General features: G+C 63.6%; 20 protein-coding genes and 1 pseudogene. 17 read left to right on the top strand and 4 right to left on the bottom strand.

Translation table 11 applies throughout. The features are described from left to right. The first annotated feature begins 62 nt into the window (after window positions 1–62). Together ACIU1A_RS16140 and ACIU1A_RS16135 are read left to right on the top strand one after the other, a co-directional pair. Entirely contained in the window at window positions 63–548 is a 486-nt protein-coding gene (locus ACIU1A_RS16140) for a VOC family protein (RefSeq protein ID WP_140499028.1), read from the top strand. Window positions 549–580: 32 nt separating this feature from the next. Further along, window positions 581–1,312 carry an SDR family oxidoreductase gene (locus tag ACIU1A_RS16135; RefSeq protein ID WP_404927735.1) on the top strand — a complete coding sequence of 244 codons (732 nt, stop codon included), beginning with the start codon at window positions 581–583 and terminating at the stop codon, window positions 1,310–1,312. Window positions 1,313–1,336: 24 nt separating this feature from the next. Here ACIU1A_RS16135 and ACIU1A_RS16130 read toward each other — a convergent pair whose 3' ends face one another. Beyond that, window positions 1,337–1,867: an imm11 family protein gene (locus ACIU1A_RS16130; protein WP_404927734.1), complete on the bottom strand. Its 531-nt coding sequence runs from the start codon at window positions 1,865–1,867 to the stop codon at window positions 1,337–1,339. A gap of 527 nt (window positions 1,868–2,394) precedes the next feature. Here ACIU1A_RS16130 and ACIU1A_RS16125 point away from each other — a divergent pair. Further along, the gene (locus ACIU1A_RS16125; RefSeq protein ID WP_404927733.1) at window positions 2,395–3,522 is read left to right on the top strand and encodes a KamA family radical SAM protein; all 1,128 of its coding nucleotides are present in this window, start codon (window positions 2,395–2,397) and stop codon (window positions 3,520–3,522) included. Between the two features lie 28 nt (window positions 3,523–3,550). On the opposite strand, the gene ACIU1A_RS16120 is transcribed toward ACIU1A_RS16125, so the two are convergent. After that, window positions 3,551–3,943 (bottom strand): hypothetical protein, encoded by a 393-nt coding sequence (locus ACIU1A_RS16120; protein ID WP_404927732.1) that lies wholly within the window; start codon window positions 3,941–3,943, stop codon window positions 3,551–3,553. 51 nt (window positions 3,944–3,994) lie between these two features. On the opposite strand from ACIU1A_RS16120, the gene ACIU1A_RS16115 reads away from it, so the two are divergent. The 14 genes and pseudogenes from ACIU1A_RS16115 to ACIU1A_RS16050 all read left to right on the top strand — a co-directional run bounded on the left by ACIU1A_RS16115 (window position 3,995) and on the right by ACIU1A_RS16050 (window position 13,607). Then, window positions 3,995–4,684 carry a helix-turn-helix domain-containing protein gene (locus tag ACIU1A_RS16115; RefSeq protein WP_404927730.1) on the top strand — a complete coding sequence of 230 codons (690 nt, stop codon included), beginning with the start codon at window positions 3,995–3,997 and terminating at the stop codon, window positions 4,682–4,684. Between the two features lie 327 nt (window positions 4,685–5,011). Further along, window positions 5,012–5,974, top strand: a complete 963-nt coding sequence (locus tag ACIU1A_RS16110) for an AraC family transcriptional regulator (RefSeq protein ID WP_140671022.1) — start codon at window positions 5,012–5,014, stop codon at window positions 5,972–5,974. 199 nt (window positions 5,975–6,173) lie between these two features. Beyond that, complete coding sequence (locus ACIU1A_RS16105; RefSeq protein WP_140499015.1) at window positions 6,174–6,479, top strand: hypothetical protein; 306 nt, start codon at window positions 6,174–6,176, stop codon at window positions 6,477–6,479. 283 nt (window positions 6,480–6,762) lie between these two features. After that, window positions 6,763–7,008, top strand: coding sequence for a DUF680 domain-containing protein (locus ACIU1A_RS16100; protein WP_140499012.1), 246 nt, complete (start codon window positions 6,763–6,765; stop codon window positions 7,006–7,008). 109 nt (window positions 7,009–7,117) lie between these two features. Beyond that, window positions 7,118–8,089 carry an MBL fold metallo-hydrolase gene (locus tag ACIU1A_RS16095; RefSeq protein WP_140499010.1) on the top strand — a complete coding sequence of 324 codons (972 nt, stop codon included), beginning with the start codon at window positions 7,118–7,120 and terminating at the stop codon, window positions 8,087–8,089. A 31-nt stretch (window positions 8,090–8,120) separates the two neighbouring features. After that, window positions 8,121–8,618, top strand: coding sequence for a tetratricopeptide repeat protein (locus ACIU1A_RS16090; protein ID WP_140499007.1), 498 nt, complete (start codon window positions 8,121–8,123; stop codon window positions 8,616–8,618). Window positions 8,619–8,826: 208 nt separating this feature from the next. Next, entirely contained in the window at window positions 8,827–9,348 is a 522-nt protein-coding gene (locus ACIU1A_RS16085) for a DoxX family protein (protein ID WP_404927729.1), read from the top strand. A gap of 111 nt (window positions 9,349–9,459) precedes the next feature. Continuing rightward, window positions 9,460–10,056: a BA14K family protein gene (locus ACIU1A_RS16080; protein WP_404927728.1), complete on the top strand. Its 597-nt coding sequence runs from the start codon at window positions 9,460–9,462 to the stop codon at window positions 10,054–10,056. Between the two features lie 277 nt (window positions 10,057–10,333). Continuing rightward, window positions 10,334–10,585, top strand: a complete 252-nt coding sequence (locus tag ACIU1A_RS16075) for a hypothetical protein (RefSeq protein ID WP_404927727.1) — start codon at window positions 10,334–10,336, stop codon at window positions 10,583–10,585. 201 nt (window positions 10,586–10,786) lie between these two features. Continuing rightward, on the top strand, window positions 10,787–11,119 hold the full coding sequence (locus ACIU1A_RS16070; RefSeq protein ID WP_140498999.1) for a DUF2934 domain-containing protein: 333 nt from the start codon (window positions 10,787–10,789) through the stop codon (window positions 11,117–11,119). Beyond that, window positions 11,116–11,265: a hypothetical protein gene (locus tag ACIU1A_RS16065; protein WP_127204769.1), complete on the top strand. Its 150-nt coding sequence runs from the start codon at window positions 11,116–11,118 to the stop codon at window positions 11,263–11,265. The genes ACIU1A_RS16070 and ACIU1A_RS16065 overlap by 4 nt, the downstream gene beginning before the upstream one ends. A 366-nt stretch (window positions 11,266–11,631) precedes the next feature. After that, window positions 11,632–12,789 carry a sulfite oxidase gene (locus ACIU1A_RS16060; protein ID WP_404927726.1) on the top strand — a complete coding sequence of 386 codons (1,158 nt, stop codon included), beginning with the start codon at window positions 11,632–11,634 and terminating at the stop codon, window positions 12,787–12,789. A gap of 216 nt (window positions 12,790–13,005) precedes the next feature. Beyond that, window positions 13,006–13,103: pseudogene (locus tag ACIU1A_RS16055) on the top strand (PRC-barrel domain containing protein); the annotation flags it as partial. Between the two features lie 156 nt (window positions 13,104–13,259). Further along, a complete protein-coding gene (locus tag ACIU1A_RS16050; RefSeq protein ID WP_140500147.1) occupies window positions 13,260–13,607 on the top strand; it encodes a hypothetical protein in 348 nt (115 codons plus the stop codon). A 189-nt stretch (window positions 13,608–13,796) separates the two neighbouring features. On the opposite strand, the gene ACIU1A_RS16045 is transcribed toward ACIU1A_RS16050, so the two are convergent. After that, complete coding sequence (locus tag ACIU1A_RS16045) at window positions 13,797–15,851, bottom strand: TRAP transporter permease (protein ID WP_404927725.1); 2,055 nt, start codon at window positions 15,849–15,851, stop codon at window positions 13,797–13,799. Window positions 15,852–15,936: 85 nt separating this feature from the next. Next, complete coding sequence (locus ACIU1A_RS16040; RefSeq protein ID WP_140561125.1) at window positions 15,937–16,926, bottom strand: TAXI family TRAP transporter solute-binding subunit; 990 nt, start codon at window positions 16,924–16,926, stop codon at window positions 15,937–15,939. Window positions 16,927–17,043 lie beyond the last annotated feature (117 nt).

Raw genomic sequence — 17,043 nt, 5'->3', positions numbered from 1 at the left:
CTGTCCAGCACATGCTGGACAGAATGCTCGCAGGATTTGTGATCAAACCTCACGAGAGCAGCATGGCTACCGTTCACCCCTTCCTCTGGTTCAATCTCAACGCCGAAGAGGCGCGCGACTTCTATCTGTCTGTATTCAAGAATGGCCGGGCGCTTGAAGCGATCGAGTTCACCGACTTCGTCGGCGGCACGAACAAAACGGTGCCGCACGCGATCTTCGACTTCGAGCTCGAGGGCCAGCGCTTCACCGCGCTCAATGCCGGCTCGATGCCGCCGTTCAACGAGCGGATCTCGCTCTACATCGAGACCAAGGACCAGGCCGAGACAGACTATTACTGGAACGCACTGACGGCGGGCGGCGGCGCTGAAAAGCCTTGCGGCTGGCTGAGGGACAAATTCGGCGTCTACTGGCAGGTGATCCCCGAAGCGGCACTGCGCCTGATGAACGACCCGGACCGCGATAAGGCGGGGCGGGCGCGGCAGGCGATGTACAAGATGAGCAAGATCATTGTCGCCGACATCGAGGCGGCCCACGCCGGCAAGGCGTAATCCAGCAGTCCATCCTGAAGACGGAGGTTCCCATGGCATCGCTCAAGGGCAAGAGAATTATTGTCGTCGGAGGCAGTTCCGGCATAGGGCTCGGCGTAGCGGCAGCCGCGCTGGAGCGCGGCGCGGAGCTGGTGATCGTCGGCCGCTCGGGCGAAAAGCTCAAGGCCGCGGAACGGACGCTCGGCCCGGGCGGTCGCGTGCGAAGCCTTTCCGCTGATATGACGAAAGAGGCGGACATTACCCGGATGTTCGACGAAACCGGTGCCTTCGACCACCTCGTCTCGACAGCCGGCACGCCGCCGCCCAACGACCCGATCGGCCAGACCGACATGGACTACGTGCGGCGCTTCGTCGACAACAAGCTGATCGGCGCCGTGAGGCTCGCCAAACATGGTGGGCGCACGCTGAAAGCCGGAGGGTCCATGACCTTCACATCAGGCATCAACAAGGACCGCCCGCCGGTTCCCGGAGGCTCGGTTGTTTCCGCGATCGCCGGTTCATTCAGCTATTTCGCCCGGGCGCTGGCGCTGGAGCTGGCCCCGACGCGCGTCAACATCGTGTCGCCGGGATGGGTCGACACGCCGATGTGGGACGAACTCGTCGGTGAGGCCAAATCCGGTTTTTTCGCCGGCATGGCCGCCCGCCTGCCCGCGAGGAAGGTCGCTACGCCCGCCGACGTCGCCCCTGCCTATCTCTACCTCATGGAAAGCGAATTCACGACCGGCGAGACGATCCGCATCGATGGCGGACAGAACCTGATCTAGTTGGCATCGCAGGGTCGTCAAACATCACGCTTCGATGCGGCGCCACCTGGGTTTGAACGATACCGTCCGCAGTCCGGCGTCGCGCATGCGATTGACGAATGTGTCGTTGACGAACACCGGGGACGCGCGCATCGGCAGCTTGAAAATTTCGGCGGTGCCGATCTTGTCCGCATCGAATTCGTATCGCTCGATCGCGAGAATGGCGCCGTCATCAAAATAGACGATTCCAGACCGCTCCTCGTCCAGCGCATCGATCACGGTGGTCGCGTTGAAAAGCCAGACCTCTTCCCCGCGCAACGGGATCAGCTGGCCATAGGGCAGCAGATATGCCTTCAGCGCGTCGACGGCAGGCTTGCGCAAAAGCGGCGCATGCTCGCCAAGCCAAGGGAAGTCTGAATAGAGGGGGTCGCCCTCCGACACGCGGCGCATGACCGGTGGGTCCCAGTTCTCGAGGGGTGTTCCGTCAAGGGAGAAGAAGACCTCGTAGTAGGCCTCGTCGACCGGAAGCACCCATTCCTGGCCCTCGACAACCGCGAATTCGTAAATGGTCGTCATGGGCGGCGTTCCCAAGTTCAGTCCTGCTTCCGCTTCTGCGATCCCATCAAACGCTGGCCTGCCTTCAGAAGCATCAAAGCATATCATCTATGGATATTTTGTCGTGGCCGGGGGGCCCGGCTCGCCCGCGAGTTCGTTCGGCAGCGGCAAACTCGAGCACTGCAAATGTATCCTGCGGCTGCCGCGAGACCCAATCCGTAAGGGCCAAGGAAGACACCGGTCCCCCAACCGGGATGCTCTTTTTCACGCGCATCATAGTTCGAGGCCTCGACCCGGGCCTGTTGGCATTCCGGCGATATCCATTTCGGGTCTTGCGTCTAAAGCGAGGCCCCATAATCCACCGGAGAGCTCACACATCCAGTTGCCAACGTGGCTAGCACCACCAACACCACAAGTCTCATCCCGGGTCTTCTCCGCGGCATTTTCGAGAGCACAGACCCTCCTTGCTACACGGGGAAGGCCGGCGCAAGGCGGTTGACCCGGCAGGCCATCCGGCCGATAGGTCCGCTAAAAACCTCGAGAACCCCATGACCACACAGCTCCACGATGAGACGACGGCCGCAGCTGAGCCCGTTTCCGATGCCGACGCCGCCTGGCAGGACGACATCCGCGCCGGCGTGCGCCATGTGCGCGACCTGGCCGTGCTGCCGCTGTCGCCAGGCGAACGCGCGGCGGCCCAGGAAGCAGCCTCCCGCCACAAGGTGCGTATCCCCAAATTCTATCTCGACCTGATCGACTGGGAAGACCCCGCCGATCCTATCCGGGCGCAAGTCATCCCGTCTCCCGACGAGCTGGTGACCGGCGAAGGCGAGCTCGACGACCCGATCGGCGACCACGCCTTCAGTCCGGTGCCCAGGCTGACGCATCGCCATGCCGACCGGGTGCTGCTGTTTCCCACCTATCAATGCGCGGTCTATTGCCGCTTCTGCTTCCGCAAGGAGTCCCTGACCTCGATCGGACGCGGCTATACGCGCGAAGCCCTGGAGCCGGCGCTCGCCTATATCGCTTCCCACCCCGAGATCCGCGAGGTGATCCTGACCGGCGGCGACCCGCTCTCGCTGCCCGACAAGGCGCTCAACGAAATCCGCGCCCGCATCGAGGCGATCGCGCATGTGCGGCTGATGCGCATCCACACCCGCGTGCCGGTCGCGCTGCCTTCACGCATCACGCCAGGGCTGATCGCTGCCTTGCAAGGCCGGCTGATGATCACGGTCGTCACCCATTTCAACCATCCGCGCGAGATCACCGATGCGACCGAGGCGGCCTGCCGCGGCTTGCGGCAGGCGGGATTCGTGCTGCTCAACCAGAGCGTCCTGCTCAAGGGCGTCAACGACACTGTCGAGGTGCAGGAGGAACTCTGCCGCGAGCTGATGTACCGCCTGGGGGTAAAGCCCTATTACCTTCACCACGGCGACCTTGCGCGCGGCATGGCGCACCGCCGCACCACGATCGCCGAAGGCCAGGCGCTGGTGGCCGCGCTGCGCGCGCGCCTGTCCGGCATCTGCAATCCGGTCTACGTGCTCGACCTGCCCGACGGTGGCGGCAAGGTGCCGATCGGGCCGGATTACGTGGAAGACCGCGACGGCGGCAACTGGCGCATTCGTGGGCAGGATGGAAAGGTGAGGGAATATACCGAAGTGGTGAGCCAGCTCTGAGTCCACATTCCCGGCGGCGTCCGTGCGATCAGGCGTTGTCGCGCCCCGGCATAAATGCATATTGTGAGCGGTTCGCGGTTGCGGAGCATGGGCGGTGGCAGCGGCAGGCAGCAGTCAAGGCGTTGTGTCCCAACGGCAATTCGTCGACATCGGGGTTCAGCGCTGCGTGCTGGACACGGCAGGCCTGGCGCCTCGGCAAGCCCTTGCGTTGTGGCAGGAGAATATCGGCCTGCTCTACGACGTTCGCCTGCGCAACGCCGGCGATGACCGGTTTCATTTCCACGCCGATGCCTTTCACTTCGGCGAGATCGTTCTCACCTCGTATGGGTGCATCGCGCAAAGCTTCGACCGCTCGCGCGCCCGGATCGGCCGCGACGGCCTCGATCACATCACTGTGCAGGTCTGCCTCCGCGGAAGCCATGGACGGCGCGATGGCGCATCGGATGAAAAGGCCTCATCCGGGGACCTGATCGTGGCCGACCTGGCACAGGCCCAGTCGACGGGCACGTCCGATTTCGACAGCCTCAACCTGACCGTGCCGCGCCGCCTGCTGGCGCCATTCCTAAAGGCGCCGGACGAGCACAATATGCGCGTCATTTCCGGCAACGCGCCGTTGGCGGCGCTGTTGCGTGGGCATCTTGTGGGCCTCTACGGGGCCGCGCCCGCAATGAGCCGTCAGGACGCCGAGGCGGTGATCGGGCCGACGCTGGAACTCGCCGCCGCAGCCGTGAATTCGGCCGTGGCGGAGGAAAACGCCGCCTCGGTCCACCTGGCGCTGACCAGCGAGATCCGTCGCCACATCGACGCGCATATCCGCAGCCGGCACCTCACCGCCGAGGCCATCGCCGCCATGTTCGGCATTTCCATGCGCAAGCTCTATTACCTCTTCGAGCCTCATGGCGGTCTTTCCAGATATACCCAGGAGGAGAGGCTGCGCCGCTGCCGCGCCGAGCTCGCCGATCCCGGCCGCCGGCACGAAAGCATCGCCGAGATCGCCGGTCGCTATGGTTTCGGTCACCGCAAGAGCTTCGTGCGCGCCTTCCGCCGCTCCTTCGACATGACCCCGCGGGAGATGCGGGCCTATGCCGCCCAGGGGCGCAGCCAGTCCCTCGGCCATGGCGAGAACCGCACCATGTGGCACTGGATCCGCGAACTGCGATAGAGGCGGCGTGCCAGCCGAAAGACAAATGAATCAATGGACAAGCGGTGTCCGATCAGCCGGTATGTGAAGAGCCTTCCCGTGCTTTCCGAGGCGATTTCCCCAATCGGTTGCACCAGCGGTCACATTCCTTGCGCCTCATGCCACATTTGCGCGGAGCCCTCACATAGGTCTTGAAATTCTGCCGCCGCCCGCGCGAAAAGCGGCCGAAGGCTCACACCGCGTCGAGGGCACTGGAGGGGTTCATGGCACTGTCTAGAGCGGAGAGGCAGCAAACGGCGCCCGCCATCGTCGGCACCCCGTGAGGTTCTGAGCGGGGATCGAACGCAGGTGACCGACCAGGAGACCATCATAGTTCTGTCCACGGACGCGATCGCGGCCCGAGAGCGCGAAGCTGCCGTGCGCGAGTTCTATGGCCGCATCTGCATGCGGCTGGACCTTGCGCCGCTTGAACGCGGCGAGTTGCGGCTGAGCGCCTCCACCACCATCCTGCCAGGGGTGAGCGTGGCCCACGGGCAGGTCGCGCCCATGGCTTGGGAACGCACGGCCGCGCTCCAGCAGGACGCCAATGACGACCTGGTGGTGTCCTGGATCGCGGGCGGGTGGCGTTTCGATACGGCACGGCACGAGGCGGTTGAGACCTCGCCCGGTGCGCCCTGCATCATGCCGATGGACCGGAGCTGGCGAGCGAGGGCGCAGAACGGCGATTGGACGATCTGCGCGCGATTTGCCCGATCGACGCTCACTCCTCTCCTTCGCCATGTCGGCGATCTCAGGCCGGATGCCATCAATCCCGGCACGCCTGAAGCGCGGCTTCTGCTGGCCTATGTCGAGGCGGTGGCGGGTGGGGCGATCGGCCCCGGTCTGGCGCCGCTGGCCGCCCAGCACATTGCCGATCTGTTCGCCGCGGCGGTCGGCGCCAACCGCGAGGTTGACCAGGTGGTCGCCGGCCGCGGCGTTCGTACCGCCCGCATGCATGCCATCAAGCGTTATATCGAGGAGAACCTGCACCGAGCGCGCCTCTCGGCAGAGACGGCGGGCCGGGGGCTGGGGCTCAGCCCGCGCTACATCAGGCGCCTTTTCGCCGAAGAGGGGCAGGGGTTTTCCGACTATGTCATGCAAAGACGGCTGGAGCGGGTCCACCGGCAGCTCGCCAGCCCGCTTTTTTCAGCAAGGCCGATCGCCGACCTCGCTTTCGAGGCGGGGCTGGTCGAACCCTCGACCTTCTACCGGCAGTTCCGGTCCCGCTATGGCATGACCCCATCGGAGGTGCGCGCCGGCCGCGCGCCGTGAGACGCATGCGGCCGCTCACGCATGGCAAACCCGGTCACCTGTTCCGTCAGTGCCACTTGCCTGTGCCGCCAGTGCGATACGCCTTTATCCCCGGTGCGGGCATGGTCGCGCCGGCGGACGCGGGTGCAACGGCATGCGCGGGAGCGGGGGCGAGCGGCCAGGCCTCCGTGACATCGGAAAGCTGGCCCTGGAGATAAAAATGCGTGCGGCGAGAAGCTTGATACTGGGCATTACGGTTTTCTGCGCAATTCTTCCGACCGAGGTCTTCGCGGCCTACAAATGCATGAATCCGGCAATCTGCAGGGCGGTCTGCGGCAGCGAAACATGCGGCAAGATCGCCGCGCGCGATCCCGACATGAAGGCGCTGGACCTGTCCAAAGGCGCGTCCGGGCAGATCGCCGCTTCCAGCAGCGGGTCTTCGTCCGGGACCAGCTCGAGAAAAACCTACACCTGTTCGAACCCGGCGATCTGCATCGCGGTCTGCGGCAAGAAGACCTGTCCGTAACCAGAACGGACTCGGCGTATCATCAGAGGCGCCGGCGCGCTGCGCCGGCGCCTTTCGTGCGTGCACGCGGTCGGCGTGCCGGAACGCGGCGGCATTCCCAGCCTGGTTCCTCTCGCTAATATTCGTGGGCGAGGACTTCAGTCCTGGCCGCCGAGCCCCTGATTTTTCTCCTTCAAAAGAATCTCATCGCGCCCGGGAATAAAGCGCGGGGCTGCAGGGTCTTCACTGTAGCGGGCCAATCTGACGGCCCGCGCCGAGGAAACGAAACAAGGACCTAGCCAAAATGACCAAGCTCGCTCTCAGCGTGGCTGCCATGATGCTTGCCTCGAGCGCTGCCTTCGCCGGCAGCGATCATGGCGCCAATAACGCCAACCAGCCGGTCGCTCCGGTGGACACCAATGCCACCGGCTCGATCGCCTACACCGCACGCCCCAATGGCGCCGACACCAAGATAAAGACGGGGCCGAGCCAGGGGTCGGTGCAGGACATCATCACCAGACACAACAACGACAGCCTCTGGGGTCGCTGAATTCATGGGGCCGGGCCGGCTCCCGACGGGTACCGGCCTCTCCTCGTCATTCCTTCCAGGACTTTGGCCATTCGCGACTTTTAGCCACCACCTCGAACAGGAGATCACCATGTTCACCATGACACGCCGCACAGTGCTTGGCACCGCCGCCGCTGCTGCCGCCTTCGGCCTTGCCGGTAAGCTTGAATTCATCCGTCCGGCCTTCGCGCAAGCTCCGGTGGAGCCCACCGTCGGCTTCTACGGATACAAGGTCGGCGATATCGAGATCACCGCCATCTATGACGGCATCTGGCGCAAGCCGCACGACCCGGCCTTCATCAAGGATGTCTCGGTCGAGGACACCAAGGCAGCACTCGCCAAAGCGGGGCTGACCACCGACTTCATGCCCATCCCGCTCACTGTCGTCGTGCTCAAGATGGGCGGCAAGCTGATCATGATGGATGCCGGCTCGGGCGTCGGCCAGTGGCAGGCCAATGCCACGCATCTGCCGGCCAACATGGCCGCGGCCGGCATCGACTACAACGCGATCGACACCGTCATGATCTCGCATTTCCACCCCGATCATGTCTGGGGCCTGATGGAAAAGGGCACCAACGCGCCGGTGTTCCCCAATGCCGAGCTCATCGTCAACGCCACCGAATACAAGTGGTGGACCGACCCAAGCCGGCTGGCCAAGCTGCCCGAGGGCCGCAAGCCGGCGGGCAAGCGCATCGCCGAGAACTTTCCGAAATGGAAGAACTGGAAGCTGGTCGAGGACGGCGCCGAGGTCACGCCCGGCATCCAGATCATCGCCGCGCCCGGCCACACACCAGGCCATTCTGTCTACCTGGCCAACTCCGGCAAGGAGCAGATCATGATCTCGGCCGACACTATGTATGTGCCGGCGCTGCTGGCGCCGCATCCGGAGTGGCAGGGCGCTTACGACCAGGACGGACCGACGGCAATCGCCACGCGCCACAAGATCATCGACCGGGTGATATCGGACAATATCCGCATTTCCGGGTCGCACTTCCCGTTCCCGGGCACCGGCACCTTCGTCAAGGACGGCAAGGCGTACGGATTTACTCCGGTCCAGATCTGAGCACTAGCTTCCAACGCAAGCGAGAAAGACAATGAAACGTTCCCTTTTGAGCAGAAACGCCCTGTCGGGCAGACATGCCCTGTTCGGCCTGCTCGGCGCCATTGCCGTGCTCACGGTGCTTCCGGTCGCGACAATCATGCCGGCCTATGCCGTCGACGACATCGAAGGCGCCGACGCGCCGGATCTCACCGCCATCAAGGCCAAGATCGATGCCAAGGACTATTCCGGCGCATTGGCTGAGCTGCGCGATCTGGCGCAGGACACGCAGCAGGCGGACGTCTACAACCTGCTCGGCTTCACGCTGCGCAAGACCGGCGACTTCAAGACCGCGCTCACCTACTACACCAAGGCGCTGGAGCTGAAGCCCGACCACAAGGCCGCCCGCGAATATCTGGGCGAGCTCTATGTCGAGACCGGCGATATGGACAAGGCCAAGGAGCAGCTGGCCTCCCTGCAGCAGCTGTGCCCGGCCGGGTGCGACGAGCTTTCCGACCTGCGGCAGGCCATCGACACCAGGGTGACGAAGTAGGACCTTTTCACTTCCCCACAAAATGGGGGAGAGCTGGCTCGGCGTAGCCGAGACGGAGCAGGGGCGTTGGCCCCTTCGTCCACCACCGTTGGGCGCTCGTGGCTGGCGCGCTTTGCCGGAGCCGGCATCCTCTCCCTCGCGCCGGCTCCGGCCTTTTCAACATCAGGCGCTTGGCGCCTGCCCGTGCCAAAAAGATCGGAGGCTGACCATGACATTGACCGAACGCTCCGCGAAGCTGCAGGGTCTTGCCGCTAAATACCACCTCGGGGACGTGGGCCTGCTTGCCGGCCGCCTGCTTCTGTCTCTCATCTTTTTGCATGAGGGCGCCACGCTGGCCGCCCATTTCAATGCCGCCGCCAGGGCCATGGCAGCGCTTGGTGTCAACCTGCCGCTGTTTGTCGCCACCGTAGCGTTGCAACTGGGGGCAGGGCTCTCCCTCGCGTCAGGCCTGCTGACGCGGCTTGGCGCCATCGCGCTCGGCCTGTTCTGTTTGGCAACGGCCATGCTGTTCCACACCAATTTCGGCAGCCAGAACGAACTGCTGCATTTCGAAAAGGACCTGGCGATATTGGGCGGCATGTTCGTGCTGGCCGTTGCCGGGGCCGGCAGGGTCTCGCTGGACCGGCTGTTGGCGCTCCATCTGCGGCAGCGCCAGCGCGGCGAGGACATGCCGGCCGCGTTGCCCACAGCGGAGACCCAATTGCCAGTGGACGTGAAGCAGCTGGTTTGAACGGCGCCGCCTTCGCATTCGCCCAGCGGAGCGCCGCGCCTATTTCCCGCGCTTTGCTGGAACCAGCCGTGACCCCCCGCATTGCTTTAGCAGGGGCTCAAGGAGCGCGGCGTGAAAGCATTGTTGGGACTGGTCTGCGGTTTTGTTTTGACCCTTGCGGTGTTCGGTAGCGGTCTGGCCTTCGCCGTCTGGCTAATCACCGCGAACCCACCGCGCCAGGCACCGGCCACCGTCAGCATGGCGGAGCTTTGGACCAAAACGGCGCGGCCGGTGGACAGAACGGCGCAGAATCTCGAGCGCCTGCCGGCCGAGCAGCCCGCGCCCGCCAATATCGAGCCCAAGCGCCAGGCCGGGGAGACCGACCCCACCGCCACCGGCGCCATCGCGCCCGCCACGGCCGAACTGCCGCAGCCGCATGTCGCCTGGTGCGCGAGCCGCTACCGCTCCTACCGGCCGCAGGACAACAGCTACATGTCCTATAGCGGGCAGCAGCGCCCCTGCATCTCGCCCTATCTCGACGCCGACCGTACCGCTCCACCCGCCGCCGAGGCCAGCTACGTCGAGGACAACGGCACTGGGCCGGGCGCCTATGCCGCCGCTGGCGATGATGACCATGTCGCCTCCTGCTTCAGCCGCTACCGCTCCTACCGCCCGGAAGACAACAGCTACCAGCCCTATTCCGGCGGGCCGAGGCGGCAATGCCAATAGCGGGCGCTGCGCTTTCCGGCTGCATTCCACGCAAAATTCCACTCCGGCAAGGGTTTTTACCACGCCGCCTACCACGCCCGCACAAACACCACGCCCCTATCAAGCCGCCAACAGCGCAACAACGGACCGAGACGGTCGTGCGCTGAACGACCTGTCACTGCAAGATCCAGTGGGATCGCGGTTGGCCGGTTTCGCCTGAAACAACAAACACGGTCCCATGAACGCGGGCGGGCGGCGCGTTGGGGCCAAATGTCAACTTCAAAAGATGGAAACCGAAATGAAGAAGATCGTATTGACCCTTGCCTCGTTGTTGTTCGCCTCTGGCATGGCTTTTGCCGGCAGCGACCACTTTGGCTCCGACTTCATCCCTGCCGCAAGCAGCTATCCAACCGCCCATGCCATGATGTCGGGCGGCGCCAAGGCGGTTGTCCCGAGCGTCACAAACAGCATCACTGACAGCGCAATGGGGGCAAACTCGAACTCCGACATGCCTGCACAGGGCTATGGTCAGGGCATCTGGGGACGCTGACAACAAAGCCGGCCGCCCGCGGCCGGCATCCAGGCGGCGGGGGGACCCGCCGCCTGGATCATTTCGCGCCATGACCGGGCTCTGCCCGGCGCGCCTCGTGTCATCCCAATCTCCAACGACCCGGCCCGGCGATCACGCAAATTCTTTGGATCGTTCGGAGGCGGGCGGCGTTCAGATGCTACCCAACGGAGGATTTGAGAAATGGGCGACGACCAACGGCATGGGAAAATCCAGGAGCGCGCCTACCGGATCTGGGAGCGCGAAGGCGGCGGCGACCCCGAGCAGCACTGGCATCGCGCGGAGGCCGAGATCGACAGGGAGCTGTCGATGGCGGCAGGCAACGCGCCGCCGCGCGAGATCGCCAGCACCGACGTGCTTACGGTCGAGGAATTGGCCATGCGCACCGGCATATCAGGCAAGCAGGCACAGGACCTGATCGACAGGCTGGGCAACGACCGCGCCGCGATCGAACAGGCAGCACTCGGGCTGAAGGGCAAGCGGCGGCGAAATCCCGGTCAGGAAGAGGCCAAATGATCCGCAAACTCAAGGACGGAAAATACCGGCTCTATTCGCGCAAGAAGGATGAGAAGACGGGCAAGCGACGGAACCTGGGGACTTTCGATAGCCGCGAGGCGGCGGAGAAGCATGAGCGCGAGGTGCAGTATTTCAAGCGCCATTGAGGAAATCGACTCGTTGGTCCTTTATTCTCGGCGTTGTCCCTGCCGCTCACAAAATCCGACCCACCAATAGTAGGCTGCATTGGATTTTGGAACACGAGGCAGATGCCAATCGTGATGCGAAGATGCGGCCCTTGCCCTCGCCACGAGGACAGATAGGGCATATAGTTGAAGATCGCCGGCTCGGACCTGACAAGCTGGCGATTGAGAGCGGAGACGTCGCTTTAACTACGGCGCGCTTCTAACTCGGGTTGTTTCACACGCTCTCATAATTGCCCGCCGCGGCCGGCCTCTGCTTTGCGCGATCCCGGTCGCTATTGCATCTATCACTGAAGGAGAACTGAGCTTTTCACTGGAGGAGAAGTCGTCATGCATTACCTTCCCAGACGTGAATTCATCGTTCAAGGCGGGGCAGCCCTCGCAGCGTTGGCGTCCTTTCAATCGCGGATTGCCTCTGCCTTTCCAAGCCGGGCCGGCGAGGAAGTCATCAAATGGTTGGATCAGCTGCCGCCGAACCCGGTTCCGGAAGTCATCAAAAATCAGCTGGTGTGGGAGGATCTCGATTCCTGGGTGACGCCCAACGACAAGTTCTTTTCAATCGCGCATTTCGACCGGCCGGTGATCGACGAAAGCACCTGGAAACTCGAAATCGGCGGCTCCGTTAAAAAGCCGACAACCCTGACGCTCGCCGACATCAAGGCTCGACCGCGCCAGGAAGTCACCTTCACGGTCGAATGTTCGGGCAATACCGGTCTGCCGTTTTTCAATGGCGGCATTGGCAATGCGCGCTGGGCGGGCACGCCGCTCGCGCCGATCCTCAAGGAGGCCGGAGTCCTCGACACTAGTATCGAGGTCGTCTTCTGGGGCACCGATAAAGGGGAAATCAAGCGGGCCGACGACGTCAAGTTCACGCAGAATTTTGCGCGCAGCATGTCACTTGCCGACGCCATGGATCCCAAAAACATCCTTTGCTACGAGATGAATGGGTCCCCCTTGCCTTCTGACAACGGCTTCCCGCTGCGGCTGATTGCGCCGGGATGGTACGGGATCGCGAACGTCAAATGGATCAAGCGCATAGACGTGAACGATCAGCGCTTCGAGAACCGGTTCATGGGACGCGATTATGTCACGCTGCGCGAGGAAGACCACAACGGCGAGACAGTATGGGTGGAAACTTCGGTCGGGCGGGCGAGGCTGAAATCGGCACCGGCCCGGGTCACTCATATCGGCGATGACTACCGGATCGTCGGGGCCGCCTGGGGCGCACCGGTCGACCGGGTCGAGGTGAAGATCGATGACGGGCCATGGATGCCGGCGGCCATCGACGAAACCGACAAGGCGGACTTTGCCTGGAAACTATGGTCCGTCGACTGGCCCAAGCCTTCCGCCGGAGAGCACGCCGTCACCTCGCGCGCGGTTGATACGGGAGGGCAGGTCCAACCCGCAATGGACGATCCCATCATTGCCAAGAAGCATACCTATTGGGAAAGCAACGGTCAGGTGACGCGACGTATCAACATTCACTGACTGGCGGGCAGTCGTATCAAAGTGTCTGAGAGCGATGTGCCCCCATGTCTTTGGCATGGGGTCACCCACATCCGACCAGGCGCCGGCCTGAAGCTGGCCAGAGACGATGCGATGACGACTCCATCGCAGCGCCAAGAGCGGTGTTTAGTGACCTGCGCGGACGCGGAGAAAACTTGAACGGCTGGCGTTCCTCGCCCTTCGCCGAGCTCGGTGGCCGTCACCGAGCTCGACTTCATGCGCGACGAGGACGGCGCCACGCCGTGACCCAATGGACCAAGGACCAGCTGAAAGGAGTGCCGGAGCACCGCGACTGAAGGGCCCGACCGTGGCCCTTTTCGAAAGGAGAGTGAGATGATCCGAAAGTGCCCGGACAAGGGCAATTCGCCGTGCCTGAGGGTGGTAGTGCTTAGTGACTTCGGCCAACCGAGAGTCTAGGCTGGCATCGGTTCTGTCAGCGCGAAGACCGTCACATGCCCCGCTTTCTTGCCGTCTACACCATGAAGCCTGAAGACCTTGCCCGCTTTCGCAGCCTGCCCAAGCCCGAGCAAGATGCGATTGATAGCGTCGGCCTACAGCAGTGGACGGACTGGGAGGAGAGAAATGCCGCATCTTTCCCCGATCGCGGCGGCATGGTCGGGAGGACGACGCGCGTTACCAAGGATGGGGTCGCAGACGCCGTGAACCCTTTCTGCGGCTACATTGTCGTCGAGGCCGATACAATCGATGCCGCCGCCCGCCTGTTCGAAAGCCATCCGCATTTCACCGTCTTCCCGGGAGACGGCGTGGACATCATGCCTTTCGTCACTGACCCTCAATGACTTGAAACTCCGGCTGTCGCTTTCTGATGTCGAAGGCTGTCTGTCAGCTCTCGGGGAACTTTTCCCCCGCGGAACCGATCCTGGCGGTTCGCGTCAGATTCAGGTTGAGAGCACGCTGACTTCCTGAAGTCCCCAAAACGTTTCCGGCCCCTTTGAGTTCTCGGGGAGGGATCGTTGGGGCGGCGCTGATCAAGCTGGTCGCGCCTCTTCGACGTTGCGCGCGCTCCAATGGCGCAAGATGACGGGAATGGTTAGAACCAGGCCGAGTAGGGACGAATAGAGTTCGGGCGCCACCAGAAGCAGGGCGGCCAAGACCAGCAACACGTTTTCCCATGGCCGGGTGCGCACGAGCAGGTAGCGCGAGAGGGCGGCCCCCAGGCAGGTGATGCCGAGCACGCAGCCAAAGAAAGCCAGGAAGAAGTTCGGCCAGGTGAAATCTTTCGTCACCAGCAGAAGCGACGGCGAGAAGACAAAGACAAAGGGCACCAGCGCCTTGCCGAGCCCGAGCCGAAAGGCAGTGTTGCCGGTCTTGAATGGATCAGCTCCCGCCATGCCGGCGGCAGCGTAGGCAGCCAGCGCAACCGGCGGCGTGATGTCAGCGAGCAGGCCATAATAGAAGACGAAGAAGTGGGCGACGATCGGCTCGGTGCCGAGCATCACCAGCGCCGGCGCGGCAATCGTCACCATGATGATGTAGTTCGCCGTTGTCGGGATGCCGCAACCCATCAGGATGCAGACCACGCCGGTCATGATCAGCGTGAACAAAAGGGTCAGCCCGTGCGTCGAGAAGATCGCCTCGGGGATAAAGGTGCCGAACAGCAGCGACAGATGGCCTGCCGTCGAAGTGACGATGTAGGACAGCTTGAAGCCGACGCCGGTCAGGGTGACGACGCCGACGACGATGCCGACCGTGGCGGCGGCAGCGCCGACGGCGAGCGCATACTTGGCGCCGTCGCGCAGGCACACCACGATGTCGGCGACAGACATGCGCCGGCGCGGGTTAAACAGGCCGACCAGGATGCACAGGGTAATGCCCCAGAAGGCAGCCATGTAGGGCGTATAACCCGCAAGAAGCACGCCGATCAGGACGGCGAGTGGGATGATGGTCGGCCAGTCCCGTTTCAATGCCTCGACCACGTCGGGCATCTCGTCCGGCCGCAGGCCGCGCAAGCCGGTGCGCTTGGCCTCGAAATGCACCTGCATGAACACGCCGAAGAAGTGCATGAAGGCCGGCACTATCGCTGCCAGGATGATGGTCGTGTAGGGCAGTTCGAGGAACTCGATCATCAGGAAGGCGGCGGCTCCCATGATCGGCGGCGTCACCTGCCCGCCGGTGGAGGAAGCCGCCTCCACCGCGGCGGCGAAATGCTTCTTGTAGCCGAGCCGGATCATCGCCGGGATGGTAAGCGAGCCGACGGTGACGGTGTTGGCGACCGACGAGCCAGAGATCATGCCAAACAGGGCCGAGCCGAAGATCGATACCTTGGCCGGACCGCCAGCGTAGCGGCCGGCGACCCATGCCGCGCAGTCGAGAAAGAGCTGGCCGAGACCGATGCGGGTGGCGAAGACGCCAAACAGGACGAAGTGGAAAACGTAGGTGGCGACAACGCCGAGCGCGATGCCGTAGATGCCTTGCGTCGTCAGGTAGAGGTGGTCGACGAGCTGGGAGACGGACGCGCCGGGATGCACCAGGATGCTCGGCATATAGGGGCCGAACAGCGCATAAACCATGAAGAGGACGGCGATGATGGGCAGCGGGATGCCGACGGACCGGCGCGTCGCCTCCAGCAGGAGCAGAATGAGGGTCAGCCCGAGCACCACGTCCGTCGTCGTGGGGTTACCGACGCGGAAGGCAAGATCGTCGAGCGGGATCATCGGCACGTGCAGGACCGCTACCACCGCGGCAAGCGCCAGCAGCCAGTCGAAAACCGGTATGCCGAGCGGCCGCAGAAGGCTGGATTGGGCGGGCTGGTCGTAGCCCTTCTTCACCAGAGGGAAGACGAGGAAGATCAGCGACAGCACCATCGACAGGTGGATGCCCCGGTGCAGCATCTCCTGCAGCAAGCCGAATCCAGCCGTGTAATAGTGAAACAGCGACAACGTCACCAGAAGGAAGCCGACCAGCCAGCCGGCGGCCCGGGTCAGCGGCCGGAACCGGATCTCGGAATCGAATTTCTCCTCCAGTTCGCGAGCCTTTTCCTCGTCGAACTCCATGCCGGAAAGCCTGATCTTGTCGTCGCTCATAGTCGGTTCCGTATCCTGAATCCCCAGACAAACGAGGCGGAAAGCACGCCTTCCGCCTCGTTGTCGCCAGTCTGTTGATGGCCTCTTATTTCAGGGCGCCGACTTCCTTGTAGAATTTCTCCGCGCCCGGATGGAACGGAATGCCGGCGCTGGTGACCGCGTTCTGGAGCGTGATCAGCTTGCCCTTGGCATGACCAGCCTGCAGCGCCTTCTGGGTCTCGTCGCTGTAGAGCGACTTGACGATCTTGTAGATGAGGTCATCGGTCTGCTTGGCGTTGGTCACCCATTGCGCGGCGACCGAAATGGTCTTGGTCTCGCCGACATTCTTGTAGGTGCCCGCGGGCACGATGTCGGTCGAGAAGAACTTCTGTTCGGACAGGAGCTTGTCGGCCTCGGGGCCGGTGATCGGCACCAGCGTGATGTTGTTGGTGCTGGCAAGCTCGACGATGGCACCGGTCGGATAGCCGCCAACGAAGAAATAGGCGTCCATGGCGCCGTCTTGCAGGCGCTCGCCGGCCGGGCCGGGCTTGAGATATTCGGGCTTTACGTCCTTCTCCGTTAGACCGTAGGCGCCGAGCACCAGGCGCGCATCAACGATGGTCCCGGAACCCGGCTCGTCGAGGGAGACGCGCTTGCCCTTCAGATCCGCCACCGTCTTGATGCCGGCGTCGGCGCGCGCGACCAGATGGATGGTTTCAGGATAGAGCGTCGCAATGAGGCGCAGATCCTCTACCTTGGGCTTGCCCTCGTAGAGGCCGGTGCCCGAATGCGCCCAGTAGGCGACATCGGATTGCGTGAAGCCCGATTCGGAAGCGCCCGACTGGATGGCGCTGATGTTGGCCACCGAACCGTTGGAGGACGTGGCGCTGGCAACCAGGCCCTCGACGCCGGCCGGCCCCGTCGCCGAGATCGCGTTGGCGATCAGCCCGCCCACCGGATAGTAGGTGCCGGACGTGCCGCCGGTGCCGATACGGAAAAAAGCCTGCTGCGCGCGCGCCGGCGAAAACCCTGCCGCGGCCAGCGCCAAAGTGCCCGCGCCGACGGAAAAGACGCGACGGTTGATCGAAACAGTCATATTACCTCCCGGTCAAAGATCGGCAGGATGTTGCATCAACCCAAGGATTGTCAACCTGCGCGCGCCTTTCGGAGGGGATCGGTCGTCGCTGGCGGTGGCTCCCCCGCTGTTGCCGTC

The sequence above is a fragment of the Mesorhizobium maamorense genome, from assembly GCF_044998965.1.
Lineage (GTDB): Bacteria > Pseudomonadota > Alphaproteobacteria > Rhizobiales > Rhizobiaceae > Mesorhizobium.
The sequence above is the reverse complement of the archived record's forward strand: the minus strand, read 5'-3'. Positions and strand labels throughout refer to the sequence as shown.

Excerpts from the sequence above, each read along its gene's own strand:
- ACIU1A_RS16140 (WP_140499028.1), top strand. The coding sequence starts at position 63 with ATGGCTACCGTTCACCCCTTCCTCTGGTTCAATCTCAACGCCGAAGAG.
- ACIU1A_RS16135 (WP_404927735.1), top strand. The coding sequence starts at position 581 with ATGGCATCGCTCAAGGGCAAGAGAATTATTGTCGTCGGAGGCAGTTCC.
- ACIU1A_RS16130 (WP_404927734.1), bottom strand. The coding sequence starts at position 1,867 with ATGACGACCATTTACGAATTCGCGGTTGTCGAGGGCCAGGAATGGGTG.
- ACIU1A_RS16125 (WP_404927733.1), top strand. The coding sequence starts at position 2,395 with ATGACCACACAGCTCCACGATGAGACGACGGCCGCAGCTGAGCCCGTT.
- ACIU1A_RS16120 (WP_404927732.1), bottom strand. The coding sequence starts at position 3,943 with ATGGCTTCCGCGGAGGCAGACCTGCACAGTGATGTGATCGAGGCCGTC.
- ACIU1A_RS16105 (WP_140499015.1), top strand. The coding sequence starts at position 6,174 with ATGCGTGCGGCGAGAAGCTTGATACTGGGCATTACGGTTTTCTGCGCA.
- ACIU1A_RS16100 (WP_140499012.1), top strand. The coding sequence starts at position 6,763 with ATGACCAAGCTCGCTCTCAGCGTGGCTGCCATGATGCTTGCCTCGAGC.
- ACIU1A_RS16095 (WP_140499010.1), top strand. The coding sequence starts at position 7,118 with ATGTTCACCATGACACGCCGCACAGTGCTTGGCACCGCCGCCGCTGCT.
- ACIU1A_RS16090 (WP_140499007.1), top strand. The coding sequence starts at position 8,121 with ATGAAACGTTCCCTTTTGAGCAGAAACGCCCTGTCGGGCAGACATGCC.
- ACIU1A_RS16085 (WP_404927729.1), top strand. The coding sequence starts at position 8,827 with ATGACATTGACCGAACGCTCCGCGAAGCTGCAGGGTCTTGCCGCTAAA.
- ACIU1A_RS16075 (WP_404927727.1), top strand. The coding sequence starts at position 10,334 with ATGAAGAAGATCGTATTGACCCTTGCCTCGTTGTTGTTCGCCTCTGGC.
- ACIU1A_RS16070 (WP_140498999.1), top strand. The coding sequence starts at position 10,787 with ATGGGCGACGACCAACGGCATGGGAAAATCCAGGAGCGCGCCTACCGG.
- ACIU1A_RS16065 (WP_127204769.1), top strand. The coding sequence starts at position 11,116 with ATGATCCGCAAACTCAAGGACGGAAAATACCGGCTCTATTCGCGCAAG.
- ACIU1A_RS16060 (WP_404927726.1), top strand. The coding sequence starts at position 11,632 with ATGCATTACCTTCCCAGACGTGAATTCATCGTTCAAGGCGGGGCAGCC.
- ACIU1A_RS16050 (WP_140500147.1), top strand. The coding sequence starts at position 13,260 with ATGCCCCGCTTTCTTGCCGTCTACACCATGAAGCCTGAAGACCTTGCC.
- ACIU1A_RS16045 (WP_404927725.1), bottom strand. The coding sequence starts at position 15,851 with ATGAGCGACGACAAGATCAGGCTTTCCGGCATGGAGTTCGACGAGGAA.
- ACIU1A_RS16040 (WP_140561125.1), bottom strand. The coding sequence starts at position 16,926 with ATGACTGTTTCGATCAACCGTCGCGTCTTTTCCGTCGGCGCGGGCACT.